The sequence below is a fragment of the Paenibacillus nanchangensis genome (genome assembly GCF_046543445.1).
In the GTDB taxonomy this organism is placed as follows: domain Bacteria; phylum Bacillota; class Bacilli; order Paenibacillales; family Paenibacillaceae; genus Paenibacillus_AQ; species Paenibacillus_AQ nanchangensis.
This window is the reverse complement of the sequence record NZ_JBHOFD010000009.1, coordinates 138,264-156,621: the sequence shown is the minus strand read 5'-3', so window position 1 is coordinate 156,621 and position 18,358 is coordinate 138,264. Positions and strand designations below refer to the sequence as shown.

General features: G+C 55.6%; 5 protein-coding genes. All 5 read right to left on the bottom strand.

Annotated elements, in window-relative coordinates:
- Nucleotides 1–24: 24 nt before the first annotated feature.
- The 5 genes from ACE6ED_RS09030 to ACE6ED_RS09010 are packed head-to-tail and all read right to left on the bottom strand — an operon-like array spanning nucleotide 25 to nucleotide 18,357.
- Nucleotides 25–798, bottom strand: coding sequence for a VOC family protein (locus tag ACE6ED_RS09030; protein ID WP_410826787.1), 774 nt, complete (start codon nucleotides 796–798; stop codon nucleotides 25–27).
- Nucleotides 799–824: 26 nt separating this feature from the next.
- Nucleotides 825–1,712 carry a stalk domain-containing protein gene (locus ACE6ED_RS09025; protein WP_410826786.1) on the bottom strand — a complete coding sequence of 296 codons (888 nt, stop codon included), beginning with the start codon at nucleotides 1,710–1,712 and terminating at the stop codon, nucleotides 825–827.
- A gap of 46 nt (nucleotides 1,713–1,758) precedes the next feature.
- Nucleotides 1,759–8,484 (bottom strand): amino acid adenylation domain-containing protein, encoded by a 6,726-nt coding sequence (locus tag ACE6ED_RS09020; protein ID WP_410826785.1) that lies wholly within the window; start codon nucleotides 8,482–8,484, stop codon nucleotides 1,759–1,761.
- A 22-nt stretch (nucleotides 8,485–8,506) separates the two neighbouring features.
- Nucleotides 8,507–15,169 carry an amino acid adenylation domain-containing protein gene (locus ACE6ED_RS09015; protein ID WP_410826784.1) on the bottom strand — a complete coding sequence of 2,221 codons (6,663 nt, stop codon included), beginning with the start codon at nucleotides 15,167–15,169 and terminating at the stop codon, nucleotides 8,507–8,509.
- The gene (locus ACE6ED_RS09010; RefSeq protein ID WP_410826783.1) at nucleotides 15,154–18,357 is read right to left on the bottom strand and encodes a type I polyketide synthase; all 3,204 of its coding nucleotides are present in this window, start codon (nucleotides 18,355–18,357) and stop codon (nucleotides 15,154–15,156) included. The genes ACE6ED_RS09015 and ACE6ED_RS09010 overlap by 16 nt, the downstream gene beginning before the upstream one ends.
- Nucleotide 18,358: the final 1 nt, after the last annotated feature.

Below are 18,358 nucleotides of genomic sequence, written 5' to 3'. Positions count from 1 at the left end.
TGGACTTCTGCTTGATCCTTGATCTTATGCCTGAAAACCGCTTTGTACCGAAAAATAGGCGCCTTGAGGATCGCATAAGGCGGCGAACCGGCCGGAACCCGGCACATCGGCGGGCGGCACAATGATTTGTGCCCCTAGCTCGCGGGCTTTCCGCACCGTCTCGTCGCAGTCGGGGACTTGAAAGTAAAGGCTCCAGCTGCTGGCCATTCCTTTCATTTCAGGCGAGATGGCCTTCATCCCCGCAGCGTGCTGGCCGTCAGCACGGAACTGGAGATAAGTGCCTGCAGGAGTGGGGATTTCCTCCTTGGACCAGCCTAGCAGCCCTATATAAAACTCGGCAGCTGCGTTCAAATCGGTGGTGTAAAGCTCATGCCAATCCATACTGTAAGGAGCGTGAATCAGGCCGGCTCCCGGATGTTCGCCCGGTTCCCATAAAGCGACAGCAGCGCCTGTTGGATCGCGGAAGGCGCACATCTTTCCTTTTTCGGCGACCTGCCTTGGCGCAATCAGCATTTCCGCTCCTAGCGCTTCCGCCTTCTTGCTGGAGGCTTCGACGTCATTGACAGCGATGTAGCAGCCCCAATACGAAGGAATCGCCGTATCCCCAAGCCCGTACATGGCAACAACATCCCGGTTGTCATATCTGAACACGGTGTATGTTTGGTCAACGCCAAAAGGAGATTCCTGTACAGTCCACGGGAACAGCCGGGTATAAAACTTTACCGCTTCCGCTGGATTCGTGCTGCCCAATTCCGCCCAACAAAACAAACCTTCAACATACGTTACTGTCTCCATCATCGTTTCCTCCTTCAGAATAAGGCCGCTTATTTTTTTAGCTGAAGCTGAATTTCCGTCACCTGTTTCCGGTAGTCTTTAAGGTCTTCCTGGACATAGATCTCTCTTGAAGGAGAAAGAATCTTCACACCGGTGTTTTTGGCATACTCCTCCATTTGCGCCCACACATTACCCAGCGTATCCGGGGTACCCTGATGCACGACGGACAGGAAATATCCGCCTTCAAGAATTTTGGTCACAACCGGGATTTGGCTGCCTTTATACTCGATGGAGGCTCCTTCCACAGCCTTGCTGACAGGAATGCAAATTTCCGTATCATGCCCTGTCTCGTAATTTTGTTCATAATACAAGCTGAAGCCTTTACCGTTGGCCGCCCCTTTGATCTGCTGATCCAGTTTCTCGTATACTCCGGATATCTCTTCATATTGTCCGCGGAAACGCACGCTGGCCACCATAACAGGCATCACATATTTTTTGACTACCGTGAATTCGGGATTCAGCTCAATGGAATGCTTGTCCTTGGACCAATTGACCTGTAACCCAATTTCCTTCAGCGCTTGCAGCGGGACAAGAATCGCAGATTGTTTAATTTGCGGCGCCGTGTCCAGGTTCACCGTTCTTTCGTTGACCACCATCCGCTTGCTCCCGATTTCAAGAACAGCGGTCCGGGCAAAAGTGGTAATGGTGAGCCGCTGTTTTTTCCCTTGTGCGGTGAGCTTGACATCCGCTCCGAATTCTTCGGCCACCGGCCGGATGGGCACCAAGACGGTATCTCCCTGGACTAACGGCTGGACTCCGGTAAACTTCACGGTTTGACCATGCCACTTCACCGTAACCGGACTTGAAGCAGCGCCTGCATCGGCCGCAGGCAGCACAACCAGGCTGAATAATAACAGTAGAGCGAGTCTCCTAAACATAACATCCCTCCCAATTTGTAATACAGCAAACTGCTGAAAGCAAAAGTCACCTCGAAGTTCCCATTCTCCCGGCGAGCTGGTGCAAGGCGTTTCTTCTGGAGTGTGCACGGTCCTTCTCCGCTTCCTGATGGCGTTCTTCGCGCTCCGCTTCTTCATCTTGCAGCAAAAATTCCGCCAAGTCCTTAACCGTGGTGTACCGGAACAGCTCCACCATTGTCAAACGCGAGCCATATTGACTTTGCAGCTCCCGGAACACGGCAACCATGGAGACCGAATCTCCGCCAAGATCAAAAAAATTATCATGCAGGCCGATGTGGCCTCTGCCCAACACCCGGCCCCATGCGCCGGCAATCTCCGCTTGAATCCGGGCCAGCTCGGGTCGTTGTGCCTGTACCGGAAGAGCAGAAGATACTGCTTCGGCTGGATCCGGCGCGGGGATCATGGATGAAATGACTTTCCGGTCCACCTTTCCGTTCGGAGTTAAAGGGAAATCTTCCAGCTCATGCACAGCGGCAGGAATCATGTAAGCGGGCAGACGTTCTTTCAAATAAGCCGTCATCGCTTTGGCTATATCCGGTTTGGCCTGCGATGCTTCCCCTTTGTGTGATGAATACAGATTCATTTCTTCCACCTGCCCTGCCAACGTCATTTGGCTGGGTTCAATCCCGCCTCCCAGCAAACAATGGAGATAGACATCGCTGCTGCGCAGACGGAACAGCGGCCGGATCATGTCAAAACCCAACGTGCCCATCTGAATTAATCCAATGCCATGCGCGGGCCCTTTTTCCTCCAAAAGCTGCGAAATGATTCCCGCCTCCATCATGGCGTACCCGAACCCTTCCTTTTGACCGTACATCGGAGCAATTGCATCCATACAGCCGATCAAAAACACGCTAAAAGCCGACGCTTCAAACACCGGGCGGTTTGCCGGAGAATGAATGAAGACGTCAAGCTGCGGGTCTTCCTCCAGCAGCAGGAACCGGTGTTCTTTGCGGTCGTAGTAATAAAGTCCGCATGGCAAGCCCTCCACCGCATCCGGCTTCAAGTAAAAATACACCTGTACCGGATACAGACCGCCTGCGGAGCCGTATTGAAACTTTGGAAAAGGCAGCCCGTCAAACGTACGCTGGGACAGGCAGGCCACAAACCGTCCGAAGTCCTCCTGCGGGATCGGCCCGTTTTTGAACCGGCGGTAACTGCGCCGCCGCAGATAGGGCTCCACGGACTGCGCGGGTTCATCCGGGCTGTACAGCCGGAATCCGGTCCCGGAAAGATCTCTGCGGAGAGCGGGTTCGCCCAGCTTAAAAACCATCCGTTCCACCGCATCCGTAATCAGTTCTTCTCCCTGAAGTCCGGCCACGCCGTAAGCCTGCTCCCGGTCCACTTTTACGTAAGCGGACAAGCGTTTGCGGTCGCCTTCTCCTTGGGCGGTTACCACCGCGTCTTGAACATAGGGATGGGCTTTTAGGGCCGCTTCAATTTCACCCAGTTCAATCCGGTGGCCTCTCACTTTTACCTGCAGGTCGTCCCGGCCCATAAACTCGATTTGCCCGTCTTGGGCATATCGTCCTTTGTCGCCTGTCCGATACAAACGTTCGCCGGTAAGGGGATGGCGGATAAAACGCTCCCGTGTCCGGATTTCGTCTTTCCAATAACCCATCGCAACGCCCAGCCCGCCGATCCACAGCTCACCGCAGACCCCAGCCGGACACTCTTCAAACCGCTCGTTCAGAATGTATACGCGCTGATTGGGGAGCGATCTTCCGTAAGGAATACTGGCCCATTCCGGCCGTACCTGTTCAACCGGATAATAGATGGACCAGATCGAAGCTTCCGTGGCCCCGCCAAGTGAGATAATTTCCGCATTCTCATAGAGGCGCTTGATCGCGTCAGGCAGTCCAAGCGGTATCCAGTCGCCGCTCAGGAGCACAAGCCGCAAAGAGAAACGCGGATTTGGCCCCAGCTCCCTGCCATACTCCGTCAGCATATTCATCAAGGCTGGGACGGTATTCCACAAGGTGACGCCGGTTCGCTCCATCATTTCCGCCCAATGGGCAGGATCGCGCAGGCGGTCCTTGCCGGGCAGTACGATCGCGCCCCCGGCTGACAGCATACCAAAAATATCGAATACCGATAAATCAAAACTAAGCGAGGACAGGCCGAACATCACATCGTGACGCCCGATTGCAAATTTGTTAATGACTGCTTCAATGGTGTTGATGGCCCCGCGGTGGTCTATCATGACTCCTTTCGGCACCCCTGTACTGCCGGAAGTATAAATAATATAGGCCAACCGCTCCGCCGCGCCGCTGTCGGATTCCCCATAGACTCCTTCCGGGACGCATGAAGTGGTCAACGGTACGGCCGGCAGGGCGGGCCATTCCGCCTGACTGATGCCAGGCTGGATTACGGCCGCCTTCACTTCACTAAGCCGCAGCAGTTCAGCGATCCGGGTTTGCGGCAGAGTTGCATCCACAGGCAAATAGGCGGCTTTGGCTTTTAGAATCCCGACAACCGCGGCGACCTGCTCCCATCCTTTCGTCATCACCACGGCGACAGGATCTCCCGGACTGACTCCGAGCTCAAGAAGCTGTTCGGCCACGTAATCGGCGTAATCATTCAGCTCTCCATAGGTCAACTCCCGTTCGGAAGTAATTACGGCCTTGGCGTATGGCTGCGTTCTGACGTGCCGGTGATAGCGATCCAGCAAGGAAGTTGGCCGATCGGCCGCTTCATAGGCATCTCCTTCGCCCTGAACGGCGTGAATGATTGCCAACTGTTTGCGATGCGGCAGTGCAGCAGTTTCTTGTGTATTTAGCGGCAGCGGCTCCTTCCAGATTTCCTCCGTTGTCGCCAGCAGCTCCAGAAGCCGGCAATATGCCGCAAACATTTCGTCCAGCATGCCCGGTGCAAACAATTCCTCTACGGAATCCCAGTTCATCTGCAGCTCCCCGCCCCGTTCCATCACCTGGTGATCAAGCCACACTTGCGGGGTCTGGGAAACACTGTAGCGATCTTCCTGATTGTCCGCCGGTTCGGAGCCAGTGTTTGTCCCGCCTGCTTCTTGTGAGCCGCCGCCTTGGTTCAGGATGCTGGTGAAGATGACCGGAACAATCGCTTTGGATGGTTCTTTGCTTCTTGCCAGCAGCTCGCGTGTAACTCTGACTCCGCTAAAGTAGCGGTGGTCCATATCCTGCAGCAGACGCTGCTGATGCCGGAGTGCCCTTTGCAGAAATGGTTCCGGCAAACGGTTGTCGATCTCAAGCAAGGTCAGGGATGTGAAATCCCCGATCACTTTGGTTACTTCGGGATGGAGCGGCAGCCGGTTAAACAGCGTCAAATTCAGAGAGAAATGCGGCTTTCGGCTCCAGGTCGTCAAAATTTCGGCAAAAGCGGACAAAAGGATGACGGTTGGCGTAAGGCCATGCCCTTCGGCCTTCTTTTTCAACCGGGTCCAGTGGTCTTGGGATAAGGTATGCCGTCTTCGTCTGAATTCCGGTTTATCGACCAGCGCCGGATCTTTCACAAGTTCAAACTGCGGTCCTGCGGGCAGAGTATCAAGCCGGTCCTGCCAATACGCCTCGGAACGCCGGAATAAATCGGTGTGCTCCAAGTTCCCGCAAGCCAGGACATAGTCCCTGAACGACAACTCCAAAGGTTCTAATTTGGTTTCGGGCTGCTGATAAGCAGCGGTTATTTCCTGAATGAGCAGTTCAAGGCTCCAGGCGTCGGCGATCAGCAGGTCGATGCTGGTGTGCAGCCGTGTAACGCCGCCCGGCAGAACGGTGGCCCTGATGTCAAACAGCGGCCAGCTGTAGCAATCCAGCATTTGATGCGACATTTCCATCCGGATGGAATCCATGTGCTGCCGTCTTATGTCCTCCGGTGCGGACTGCATATCATGCAGCCGAATCCGGTATTTGGACACATCCGGCAGAATTTGCTGCCGGCCATCCGGAAGCATGACGGCTCTGAGCATTTCGTGGCGTTCAATCACCTGTTGGAACACCTGCTCGAACCGGGCAAGGTCCAGATCAGGCAGATCATTTTCAAAATACATGTGAGTGGACACGTTGCCTAAGTCAAGTTCTGTCGATCGTCCAATCCAGTACGCGGTCTGGACATCCGTCAGCGGGAATGGCTGGTGTCTAGCGGCTTTATCGGCCTTCACCTCCGGGAGATCGCTGAACAAGCCAAGTCCGCTGTTCACCTGCTGTTCCACAAGCATGGCTAACTCTTCTACCGTTGGGTGATCAAAGAACTGCTGCATTGTAATTTCGGTGCGAAACGATTTGTTCAGCATAAAAAGAATCTGGGTGGCAAGCAGGGAATGTCCCCCTAACTCGAAAAACGTTTCGTCCAACCGGCCGATTTCCACTCCAAGCGAACTCTCCCACAGCTGTTTGATGGATTGCCGGTAATCGGTAATTCTTTGCTGCGAAACGTTCGACATGGCAGCATAGCCGTTTTGTTGCGCAGGTCTGCCGTTATGCGGCCCGATCCAGTAGATGTCCCGTTCAAACGGATAAGTTGGCAGCGCCAGCCTGGTCCGCTGCTCATCCGCGTAATAGCTTGTCCAGTCCGGCCGGCCCCCGGCAAGCCACAGCTTCGCCAGCTGAGTATGCAGCCAGCACTGCTCCCGATTCACAGTTGGAACATCGGCGCCGTCAGCCGAAAGCTCCGGACTGTGGCTGGCCGGACGGCCAAATTCAATTACACATTCCGACTCGAGTACAGACCGCCCTTGATGCTGTCCGGCAGGAGTTCCCATCAGTTCGTCCTGCTGCACCAACTGTTCCAGGGCATAAGCGGCGGTACAGTTCCCGGTAAGCGGCTGGGCGACCCAGTACCCGATGCCTTCACCGGACATGTCAGACGGCTCCGCGCCGCATTCCATCAACAGGCGGGCCAATGCAGTCTGAATTCCCCAGGAAGCGAGACGTTCCGTTAAGGGGTCAATTGTACCGCTGCCGGAGAGTATGGCCGCCTTCAAATCGTAGGGATAAACCTCCCTTATCCTATGGGAGACTTCGCTTACAATCCCCCGAAACACACTGTTATTCTTATAGAGCGCAGATACCGTTTGGTCGGATAGTACGGGCACTGCAGAAAAGCGGAAAGATACCTTTTCTTTTGAACTTGGAAGAGATTTGGCCGGATTCTCCGCACTGAAATGGCGCAGCTGTTGCTGCAAATCTTCTATTCCCCGGAATACCAGGGCGGCGCGGTGGTCAAAAACCGCACGGCCGGCATGGAGGGTAAATGTCATATCCTGCACATTTGTATCAGGATGATCTGTCAAATAGCGGTCCAGATTCGCGCACATCCGCGCCAAAGCCGTCCCTGACTTGGCAGATATCGCCAAAAGCCCGTATTTCTCCTCTGACCTGCCCTTCTTGCCGGCTTGCTCCTCCGTCCGGCCCTTCCTGTCGGCTTCCTCTGCCCGCCGCCGGTCCGGCGCTTCCGCCAATACAAGATGCGCGTTTATACCGCCGAGACCAAAAGAGCTGACCCCGGCATAACGTCCGTAGGAACCGGGCTCCCAATCGGTGAGCATGGTGTTTACGTAAAACGGGCAGCCGGGTTCTTCCAGTCTCGGATTAGGGGTTTCGAAATGCAGGCTGGCCGGGATTTTACGGTGCTTCAGAGCCAGCACGGTTTTTATCAGACCCGCCATGCCCGATGCCATCTCGACATGTCCCACATTGGTTTTGGCCGAGCCGATTGCGCAGTACTGCGTCTGCCGAACTGAAGCGAAAGCCCGGGATAAGGCTTCGAGCTCAATATCGTCTCCAAGCGGAGTTCCGCTTCCGTGTGTCTCGATATAAGTGATCGCCTGCGGAGGCAGCTGAGCGACATGTAACGCTTCGGATATAACCGAGGCTTGCCCGTCAACCCCTGGAGCCGCATATCCGATCCGGTTGGCTCCATCACTGTTGATCGCCGAACCTTTTATGACGGCGTGAATCGTATCGCCGTCGCGAAAAGCATCTTCCAGCCGCTTCAGCACAATAATCCCCAATCCGTTGCTGTAAACCGTCCCCGTCGCGTCGGCGTCAAAGGCCCGGAGACGGCCATCCGAGGAGGTCAATCCGCCCTGCTGGTGAACATACCCCGGCACTTGGGGGTATTTGATGGTTACCCCTCCGGCCAAAGCCATATCGCATTGACCGCTGAGCAGGCTTTCGCAGGCCAGATGGGTAGCTACCAAGGAAGTCGAACAGGAGGTTTGAACGGCAACAACGGGTCCCCGGATATTCAGCCGGTAAGCCACCTGGCTTGTCATATGATCTTTATCGTTTCCGATCATCAGCTGTAAATCGCTGACTGCTTCCTCCTGCTCCCGTACGCCGAGCAGATGGTTAATCAGATACGTGCTGGAGCTTACGCCGGCAAACAGCCCCATCATTCCTTCATATTCCAGCACGTTGTACCCCGCTTTTTCAACCGCTTCCCAGGCACTCTCCAAAAACAACCGGTGCTGCGGGTCCATAATCTCCGCTTCTTTAGCCGTCAGCTTGAAAAAGGATGCATCGAACCGGGCGGTGTCCTCCAGCGCGGTGTTGACCCGGATCGGGGTACCGCCGGTAAGCCGCCGCAGCGGTTCGATTCCCGGATCGCCATCGGCTGCGGAGGACCGCTGAAGGGCATCTTCGCCTTCGGCCAGAAGCTCCCAGTATTGCTCGACAGATGTTATCCCTGGAAATCGGCACACCATACTGATGATGGCTATATCATTGCTTACATCCTGATCCGTTTGCAGGTTGCTCAATGTTTCCTCTCCTCCAGTCAAGTTATCTTCGCCGGGTTCTTCTTGCGCCCAGACGCAATTCAGCACGGCTGGCGGCGGCTTCGTCCTCCGCGGCCGGCATACCATTCAAGCCGTTCAAGCCGTTGTCCCGTTCGAGATATTCAAGCAGCATCGATACGGTAGTATGCCTGAACAACTCAACGACCGGAATCTCCCGGTTCAGCAGGGATTGAAGCTCGGCCTGCATCTGGATCAGCTTCAGCGAGTTGCCTCCGATGTCGAAAAAATGCTCATCCAGACCAATGTGAGATATTCCCAACAGCTTTTTCCAGATGTCCGTAATCTGCTGCTCCAGCGGGGAACCCGGCATTTTCCCTTTGGTTTCAAGAGAAGCTGCAGGCACGGATTCCAGCAGCGCCTTGCGGTCGATTTTTCCGTTTGGGGTTAAGGGCATTTGCGTCACAAAATGGATATGCTGCGGAACCATGTAGCCGGGCAGTTTGCTTTTTATAAAAGTTTTGATGGCCTCCTCGCCAACTTGCCCCGCTCCCGCAGCGTCAAGGGTGATTTCAGTTTCAAGCGTGATTTCAGCTTCAAGCGTGATGAATGCCCGCAGCCGCTTGCGGTCGCCTTCTCCATCTGCCAGGACAACCGCTTGTTTGACCGAAGGATAAGATTGCAGGATAATTTCGATTTCACTGAGTTCCACCCGGTATCCATTGATTTTGACCTGCAGGTCCTCACGCCCCATAAACTCAATCACTCCATCCGCTCCGTACCGTCCCCAATCCCCGGTCCGGTATAATCGTTCTCCGGTGACGGGGGAGACAATAAATTGGCGTTCCGTTTTTTCTTGATCCTCCCAATACCCCGCCGCCACTCCGGCTCCGCCGATGTAGATTTCCCCCGGAACCGCCGCGGGACATTCTTCCATACGCGCATTCAGCACATATACCCGCTGCCCGGACATGGAAACGCCGTAAGGAATGCTGTTCCAGGAAGGATCCACCTCGTCTACCGGGTACTGAATCGACCAGATCGAAGCCTCCGTCGCTCCGCCAAGCGACACAATCTGAATATCCGGGTTCAACCGCCGGACCTCCGCAGGGAGCTCCAGCGGAATCCAGTCCCCGCTAAGCAGACAAAGTCTGAGCTTGGGCAGCCGGGCGGAAGTGCGGCGGTAAGCAACCAGCATGCTCATAAACGCAGGCACGCTGTTCCAGATGGACACTCCATATTCCGTTATCAGCTCCATCCAGTGGGACGGGTCGCGCAGCCGGTCCGGTTCCGGCAGAACCAAAGCGGCTCCGGCGCTCAGCGCACCGAATAGGTCGTAAACGGACAGGTCAAAGCTTAGTGAGGAGAGACCTAAAATCCGGTCCTCCGGGCCAAGCGAAAATCTTGAGTTCATATCCTTGATCGTGTTCAGGGCGGCCCGGTGCTCAATCATAACTCCTTTCGGTTTTCCCGTACTGCCGGAGGTAAACAGGACATAGGCGAGCTGGTCCGGCCGGATATCCGCGCCCCTTATGTTATGAACCGCTTCTGGGGGAAGCTCCTGGCTCAGGTCCGCAACTTTCAGTTTGTCCACTGCTGGAGGCCACCAGGATTCCAGAGAATGGCTGCCGGACAGTAGTATGCCGGACTGAACAAATGCCGCCTTCACCCTGCCTGTTTCCATGAGCTCCAAAATTCGTTCCCGGGGCAGAGTGGCGTCAATTGGAAGATAAGCCGCTCCGGCCTTAAGGATCGCAAGCACCGCCACAATTTGTTCCCAGCTTTTGTCCATGACGACAGCCACAAGGGTTCCCGGCCGAACGCCCCGGTCCAGCAGATCTCTTGCCGCAGCGTTTGCACGGTGGTTCAGCTCCCTATAACTCAAAGAGCCTTCAGGCATGATCAGCGCCAGCGCCTCCGGCATCTCACAAGCCAGACGTTCAAAGTCCTGGTGAAGAACTCCATTCTTGCAGGCGGGAGGACTATTATGCAGCTCCCCGATTTGCTGCAGGTGAAGCCGATGTTTAAAGCGGCTTGCACCCGAACCCGACAATGGAAGCTCTTCTTCCCAAGTTTCGCCGCTGACGGCGAGTGCCTGAAGGAAAGAACAGTACCCCTCAAACATCTCGTCCACTATCCCGGCAGGGAAAATCCGCTCCATCACGTCCCAGTTAAAATGCAGTTCCCCATCCCGTTCGGCAACCTGATGATCCAGCCAGACCTGCGGGGTTTGGGAGATGCTGCGGGCCTCCGTGATCTCCTCGTTGCGCTGTTTGAAGATTTGCCCGAACACGGTTCCGGAGGACGTTTCCCCTTGGGACATATCCAGCAAACTTGTAAACACAACCGGAACAGGTTCAGTCAAAATCCCCCGCCGCAGCAGCTGCTCCGTGACGCGAATTCCGCTGTACAGCCGGTGATCCAGATCGGACCAAAGACGGCTTTGCAGCTGGAGAGCCCGCTGGTGGAACGGAGCTGCGGCGCTGTAATCGACCTCCAGCAGGCTGACTGTGGTGAAATCGCCCACCACTTCATTTAGTTCGGGATGAATGGGCAGCCGGTTAAACAAGGTCAAATTCAGCAAAAACCTCGGTTCTTTTGCATAAAGGGCAAGCACCTCGGCAAAAGCGGCCAGCAGCAGCGCGGACGGGGTCATGTTCCGCCCTCTCGCCTGCCGGCGAAGGCTGCTCCAGGTATCCGGGCTAAGCCGCGCTTTCAGACGCCGGAATTGAGGTTTGTCTTCCATGATGCCGGGTCCGGCAAGCGGCAGCAGCGGACCGGCGGGCAGCCGGTCGGCCCGCTCCAGCCAATACGTCTGGGACCGCTTAAACAGCTCCAGCGCATTCATGCTTACAAGCGAATTCACATAATCGCGGAAACTGGCTTCAAGCCCGGGCCGTTTTTCCTCCGGATTAGCGTACAACTCCGCCAGATCATTTAATATAATCTGGAAGCTGCGCGCGTCAGCGATCATCAGATCCAGACTGAAGTGCAGGCGTGTAATGTTCTTCGCCATCTTCACGGCTTTTACGGCAAACATTGGCCAGGTTCCAGGATGAACGTGATGCGATAACTCCTGCCGGATTTCATCCAGCAAGCGGCTGGCCTCTGCTTCTGTACATTTGGACACCTCAAACGTCTCAATAGGATAATAAGGAACCGATTTGAGCACCTGCTGAACGCCATCGGGTTTAATGACCGCCCGGAGCATGGGGTGTCTTGCAATCAGCTGTTGGAAGCAGTATTCCAGACGCTCCAGGTCCAAAGCTTCAAAATCCATTTCCTGATACACATGCGTTGCTATCTGTCTCCGCGAATCTCCCGCCTGCCTGCCCGACCAATAAGCCATCTGCACTTCCGTCAGCGGGAACGGCTCGAATGCATCTTCCGGCGAAGCCGCATAACGGGGGAGCTCCAACTGTTGGCGGGCGGGAATACCGCCGGTTCCATTCCCGTTTCGCAGCCGGGAGGCGAGTCTGGAAATGGTGGAGTACTCCAACAACTCCCGCAAGGTCAAGCCGGCTCCTAATTCCGTGTTGATCTCATGAAGCAGCTTTACAGCGGACAAGGAGTTCCCTCCCAAGTCAAAAAAATGATCATCCGCGCCAATCGGACAACGGTTCAGGACACGCTCCCATAGTTCTGCAAGCCGGCGTTCCGTCTCGTCCGCCGGCGGACGGTAATGCTCCGATGCCGCACCGCGGGATAGCGGGCGTTTTGCCAAAGCGCGGCGGTCGACTTTTTTGTTGGGCGTCAGCGGGAGCTCTTCCACCTGGATAAACCGGTCCGGTACCATATAACCCGGCAGCGTTTCCCGGAGCTTGTGTTTCCAGTGTTTGGCCAAGTCCTCCCCTGCCTCCACTCCACCGGAAGCTACCCAATAAGCTGCCAAAATCCATCCGCCTGAACCGTCCTCCGCAGCGACAACAACCGCTGCCGCCACCTCTGGCTCTTCGTGCAGCCGCTGCTCGATTTCAGCAGGTTCAATGCGAAAACCGCGTACTTTGATCTGCTGATCCGCACGTCCGCAGTACACCATGGTTCCGTCCGGAAGCCACCGTGCAAGGTCGCCGGTGTCAAACAGCCTTTGTCTGTCTCCGGGGAAAGGCTCAGCATTCACAAATTTCCGGCTGGTCAGCTCCTCTTGACTGTGATATCCGGGAGACACGCCGTCTCCTCCGATATACAGGCTGCCGACCGCTCCCATAGGCAGCAGTCTGCGTTCTTCATCAAGAATATAGCAGCTTGTCCGTCCGATCGGCAGGCCGATGGGCACAGCCTGAAATCCGCCGCGGTCCTGAACTTTGTGCGCAAGCGACCATACCGTTGTTTCAGTCGGTCCGTACAGGTTCCAGACTTCTTTCCCCCGCTGCACTAACTGCGCAGCCAAATCGGGCTGAAGCTCCTCTCCCCCGCACAGCAGGGTCATATGCTCCGATCCCTGCCATCCTTCCAAGATGAGCATTTTCCAAAGGACCGGTGTTGCCTGCATCATTGTAGGACGGTATCGGTTGATTTCCCGAATCAGCCGCTGCGCATCCCCGGAGCTTCCCCGTTCCGGGAATATGACGGCCGCTCCCTGAGACAAGGGCAGAAACAGCTCCAGCACAAAAATATCAAAGGAGCAGGTGGTGACCGACAGCAGCGAGTCTTCGGTCCGGACCTGCAGCAGCTGCTGCATGGCGCTCAAGAAATGAACCGCATTCCGGTGGGTAATCGGTACCCCTTTGGGTTGTCCTGTGCTGCCTGATGTATAGATCATGTACGCTAAGCCTGACCGTTCCCCGCCGGGTTCGCGGTAACGAAGCCCCGAATCCTGCCAGCAGGAGCTGTTTTTGCCGATATCAACACAGGTAATGCCTCCAAACATCCTCGCCAGCGCGGGATCATCCACCAGGACGCAGTCCAACCCGGCATGACGGGCGATATACTGCAGCCGCTGTTCGGGAAATGCCGGGTCCAAAGGCACATAGGCGCAGCCGTTTTTTAGGATGCCAAGGATGCCTGCAGCCAGCTGCGGCGAAGCAGACGCGCAAATTCCGATCCGGCGCGAAGGGCCCGCCACATTTGCATGCTGCAGATAAGCAGCCAGCCGCCGGGCCAAGTCCATGAGCTCTGCGTACGTGTATTGCTCCCCAGAACAGATCAGGGCAGTCGCGGAAGGCGTACGCCGGGCGTGTTCTTCAGCCATCGTGTCCAGCCGGGCGTTTTTCGGATAAGCAACCCCCGGACCGGAAGCAGCCTCCTGCAGCCGCCGGATTTCAGCGGGTGATACGATATTCAGGGCGGAGAGCGGCGTATGCAGCTCCGCAGACAGCCGTCCAAGCAGCCACACGTAGTTCTCCAGTAAGGAAACCGCCGTCTCTTCGGCATATAAGGCTGAATTGAACTCCAGCGAAAGCTCCAGCACCTCCGGGTGTTCAATGACCTCCAGGGTCAAATCGAATTTCGAAGAGGTGTTAGGAAGCTCCAGAGGCGTAACCCTCGCTCCCTGCATGGAACCTAGCGACTCACCGCCCTGCTGAAAGATAAAAAAGAGCTGGAACAAGGGAGCGTAAGCCGGGTCCCTTTCCGGCCGCACTGTATCCAGGACGCTTTCAAACGGGACGTTCTGGTGCTGAAGGGCGCCCATGACTGTCCGGGCCGTGCGGCGTAACACTTCGGCAAAGCTGACCGCCTGCCCGATATCCGTACGCAGGACTACATTGTTGACAAAGCAGCCGATCATGGATTCCGTTTCTTCTCTGCAGCGTCCTGCCGTGGGCGTGCCGACAATCACGTCTTTCCTGCCGCTATAGCGGGACAGCAGCAGTTTAAAGGCGGCCAGTAACACCATAAACAAAGTTGCCCCCGAGCTGCGGCCGGCTTCTCTTAACGATTCAAGAGGTCCCCGGTCCACATGAACCTTAATTGTCTTCCCGGCAAAGGTAAGCTGTCTGGGACGGGCATAATCAGGCGGTATCGTAAAAAACGGGTCCGCTCCTTTAAGCTGCTTCTCCCAATAACTGATCTCCTCCCGAAGCATCTCCTTATCCATCCATTCCCGCTGCCAGACGGCATAATCCGGATAATCAAACGCAGCCGAAGATCCTTCGGGATGGCCTCCTTGAAGAAGGGTGTTGTATATTCGTATCCATTCTTCGGTCAGCAGTTTGAGCGACCAGCCGTCCGAAATGATGTGATGGATCACAAACACCAGCACATGTTCTTCGAGGGAATGCCGGTACAAGCCGGCCCGAACCAGCGGAGGCTGATCCAGCGAAAAGCCTTTATTAACCAGCAGAAGGGCCTTCGATGTCAAATCCTGAATCTGCTCTTCCCGGGTCGTTCCCTTTACGTCATAGTACTGAACGTGCAAAGCCGTATCCTCTGCTACGGATTGGACCGGGACTCCTTCCTCCAGGGGGAAATACGTACGGAAACTGTCATGCCGCCGAACGAGAAGCTTAAGGCTTTGTTCAAAAAGATCATAGTCCAGACGCCCGGTGATCCGGATCGCCTGATAAAGATGATAGCTGGAGCCCGCGTCTTCCATTTGTTCCATCAGCCACAATCGTTCCTGGCTGTATGACAAAGGGAAACTCCGGCCTTGTCTGTCCTGGCGTTCCAGCGGAATGTCCGTCACTGGAATTTGCCGCTCTCGCATCCGCTGTTTGAACCACTGCTTTTGCTCAGGCGATAAAGCGGACAAAGTTATTTGTTGTCCCATGAACCATTCCCTCCACGCTCATCGGGATCGCGGCCGTTCTGGCGGCCGTCTTCGCGGGCTGCCGCTTCTGTCTGTCCCATAGCGGCCAGCTCGTAGAACAACTCCTCGATGGCCGGGTTCTGCAAAGAGGATGGGCGGGAAGGCTCAAGATAAGCCGCCATCTCCCGGACGGTAGGCTGCACGAAAATCGTCTCCATGGGCAGCCGGACGCCCAACTGGCGGTGCACTCTATCCAGCACCTGCGTGGCAAGCAGGGAATGACCGCCCAGTTCAAAAAAGTTGTCGTCGATGCCAACAGGACTAAGCCGCAGCTGATCTTCCAAAATATCCACCAGCTGCCGCTCCGTATCCGTCGACGGCGGCAGGTAAGCCGAAGACAGCTTTGGCCGGGCATGTTTCGCAGCGCCTTCTGCAGCGGACCGGACATCTCTATCCACATCCGCGGCTGGCCGACTGCCCAAAGTCTCCCGGAAAGCGGAAGGCTGCGGATTTAAAGCTGCCTCCGAAGGTTCCGGGTAAACCCAATAGCTTTCATGCGAAAAAGCATAGGTCGGCAGCGGAACGCGGTTGCGCTGTTTGCCAGCGTAGAACTTATTCCACTGCACGGTTCCGCCTTTTGCCCACACTTGAGCCACCGCCCGCAGCAAATATTTCCCGTCCTCCTCTTGTAGGGAGCCGGGTTTCATGGCGGAGACAAACAGACGCTCTCCATCGGCACGATGGTTTTGTCGTGCCAGGCCGCATAACGTGACGCCGGGCCCGACCTCGATATAAAGCCGTTCCGGATCGGCAAGCAGCTCCTCCATGCCCCTCATAAACAAAACCGGCTCGGTTATATGGCGCACCCAATATTCCGGATCGGCAGCTTCCTCGTTCTTCAGCCATGAACCTGTCAAGCAGGACATGATGGGGATTGATGGAGCATGGAATTCGATTTGGGACAGCAAATCGCGAAAAGGTTCAACCACCGGACGCATCAGCGGCGAATGGAACGCATGCGAGGTGGTCAATCGTTTATTAAAGATCCCTTCTCCGGTTAACCGCTGCTCCAACGCATCGATTGCGGATATGGACCCGGCCACGACACAAATCCCAGGGCTGTTGACAGCTGCTAAAGCGAGCTCTTGTTCCAAGTATGAATTCACTCGCTCACGGTCTACGCCGACGGCTAGCATCGCGCCGCGCTCCATGCCCATCATCCATTCCGCCCGCCGGCAAACAAGAAGGAGCGCATCTTCAAGCCGGAATACGCCGGCTACCGCAGCTGCCGTATATTCACCCAGGCTGTGGCCAATCATGGCTGCCGGTTCAATTCCTTTACTGATCAGCAGCTGGGCCAACGCGTATTCCACGGCAAACAGCAGAGGTTGGGTAATGGAGGTCGCATGAATATCCAATGTCTCCTCCCCGTCCGTTTCCCCCAGCCCATTCGAGCGCATCAAGGGAAGAATATCAATCCCTGTACAGCGGCGGATGACATCGGCACAGCGGTCATAATGCTGTCTGAACATTTTTTCGTCCCGGTATAAGCCTTGGCCCATGCCAACGTACTGGGAGCCTTGACCCGTAAACATAAACACAAGCGGCCGGTTAGAAGAAACCCCTTCCGCGCAATAGAGATCGGCCGTCCCTTCCTCGTACCGGCTTAACATCTCCACCGCCTCCTCCCGGCTGGAACAAACCCAAGCAGCGCGATGGGAAAAGGCTTTTCGTCCGGTTGCGAGCGTATACGCCGCATCTTCAAGCGGACACAAATCATCTTTTTGCAAATAGCGGTAGAAGTTGCTTACGTTTTCGTCCAGGGACGTTTTGGTTTTGGCGGACACGGTCAGGAGATGCCATTGGTCTTCCGTATGATCCACGTTCCGTTCTGGAGCTTCCTCCAAAATCAAATGCGCATTGGTTCCACCCATGCCAAGCGAATTTACGCCAGCGCGCCTTGGGTAAGACCTGGCCGGCCAATCCTGGAGCCGCGTGTTGACATAAAAAGGGCTGTGTTCAAAATCAATCGCGGTGTTAGGCGTACTGAAGTTTAAGGATGGCGGGATTTGCTTGTGATGCAGCATCAGAACAGCCTTTATTAACCCGGCGATTCCCGCTGCGGAATCCAAATGACCGATATTGGTCTTAACCGAGCCGATCGGGCAAAATCCCGTTTCCTCCGTGGAATGCCGGAACGCCTGCGATAGGGCTTGAATCTCAATCGGGTCTCCCATTCGTGTACCCGTGCCATGAGCTTCCACATACCCGATTGTGGAGGCTTCGACTTCCGCCAGGGCCTGCGCCTGGAAGATTACCTCCGACTGGGCGTTGACGCTGGGCGCTGTATAGCTCACTTTCTCCGATCCGTCGTTATTGACGGCAAATCCTTTGATAATCGACCAAATCGTATCCCCGTCTCTCAAAGCGTCATCCAATCTTTTGAGGACCACTAACCCGTAGCCGTTGCCTGGAACAAACCCGCTGCTGTTTTCGTCAAAAGCGCGGCAGTGTCCGTCGAAAGACATGATGCCGCCCGGTTCATACATATAGCCCGAACGTTCCGGCGGACCTACTGTGATCCCTCCGGCCAGCGCCATATCACATTGATAGGTCAGCAGGCTTTGGGCAGCCATACAAACGGAGACCAGGGAGGTGGAAGATGACGATTGAACAGCCATCGACGGCCCTTTCAGATTTAAACGGTAAGAGATGGTTGTTGCCATGCTGTCTTTGTCATTGCCGATGGCGGCTTGCAAATTGCCGGTGGCCAGCATTTTCTGAATATGCGGATATAAGTTCAGGAACAGATAAGAACTCATGCTTTTGCCGGCATAAACCCCTACCGAACCTGGGGCTTCCTGGGGATTGTAGCCGGCGTGTTCCAGAGCGGCCCAGGCGCATTCCAGCATCATCCGGTGCTGCGGGTCCATCAGCTCGGCATCCTTTGGATTAATCCCAAAAAAAGAGGCGTCAAATGCATCAAGGCTGCGAATTTCCCCTTTTGCTTTCACATAATTCGGGTGTCGCAAAATACCGCCGTCAATTCCGGCTTCCTCCAGCTCCTCATCGGAGTAGTAGGTAATACACTCCCTGCCGTGAACCAGGTTGTCCCAAAACTCGTCAAGATCGGCCGACTTTGGAAACCGGCCTGCCATTCCGATGACGGCGATTTCATTTCCTGTGTAGGGATGCTCCGGATACCTCATG

What these genes read in the sequence shown, in the direction of transcription:
- ACE6ED_RS09030 (WP_410826787.1), bottom strand. Translation starts at nt 798, where the DNA reads ATGATGGAGACAGTAACGTATGTTGAAGGTTTGTTTTGTTGGGCGGAA.
- ACE6ED_RS09025 (WP_410826786.1), bottom strand. Translation starts at nt 1,712, where the DNA reads ATGTTTAGGAGACTCGCTCTACTGTTATTATTCAGCCTGGTTGTGCTG.
- ACE6ED_RS09015 (WP_410826784.1), bottom strand. Translation starts at nt 15,169, where the DNA reads ATGGGACAACAAATAACTTTGTCCGCTTTATCGCCTGAGCAAAAGCAG.
- ACE6ED_RS09010 (WP_410826783.1), bottom strand. Translation starts at nt 18,357, where the DNA reads ATGAGGTATCCGGAGCATCCCTACACAGGAAATGAAATCGCCGTCATC.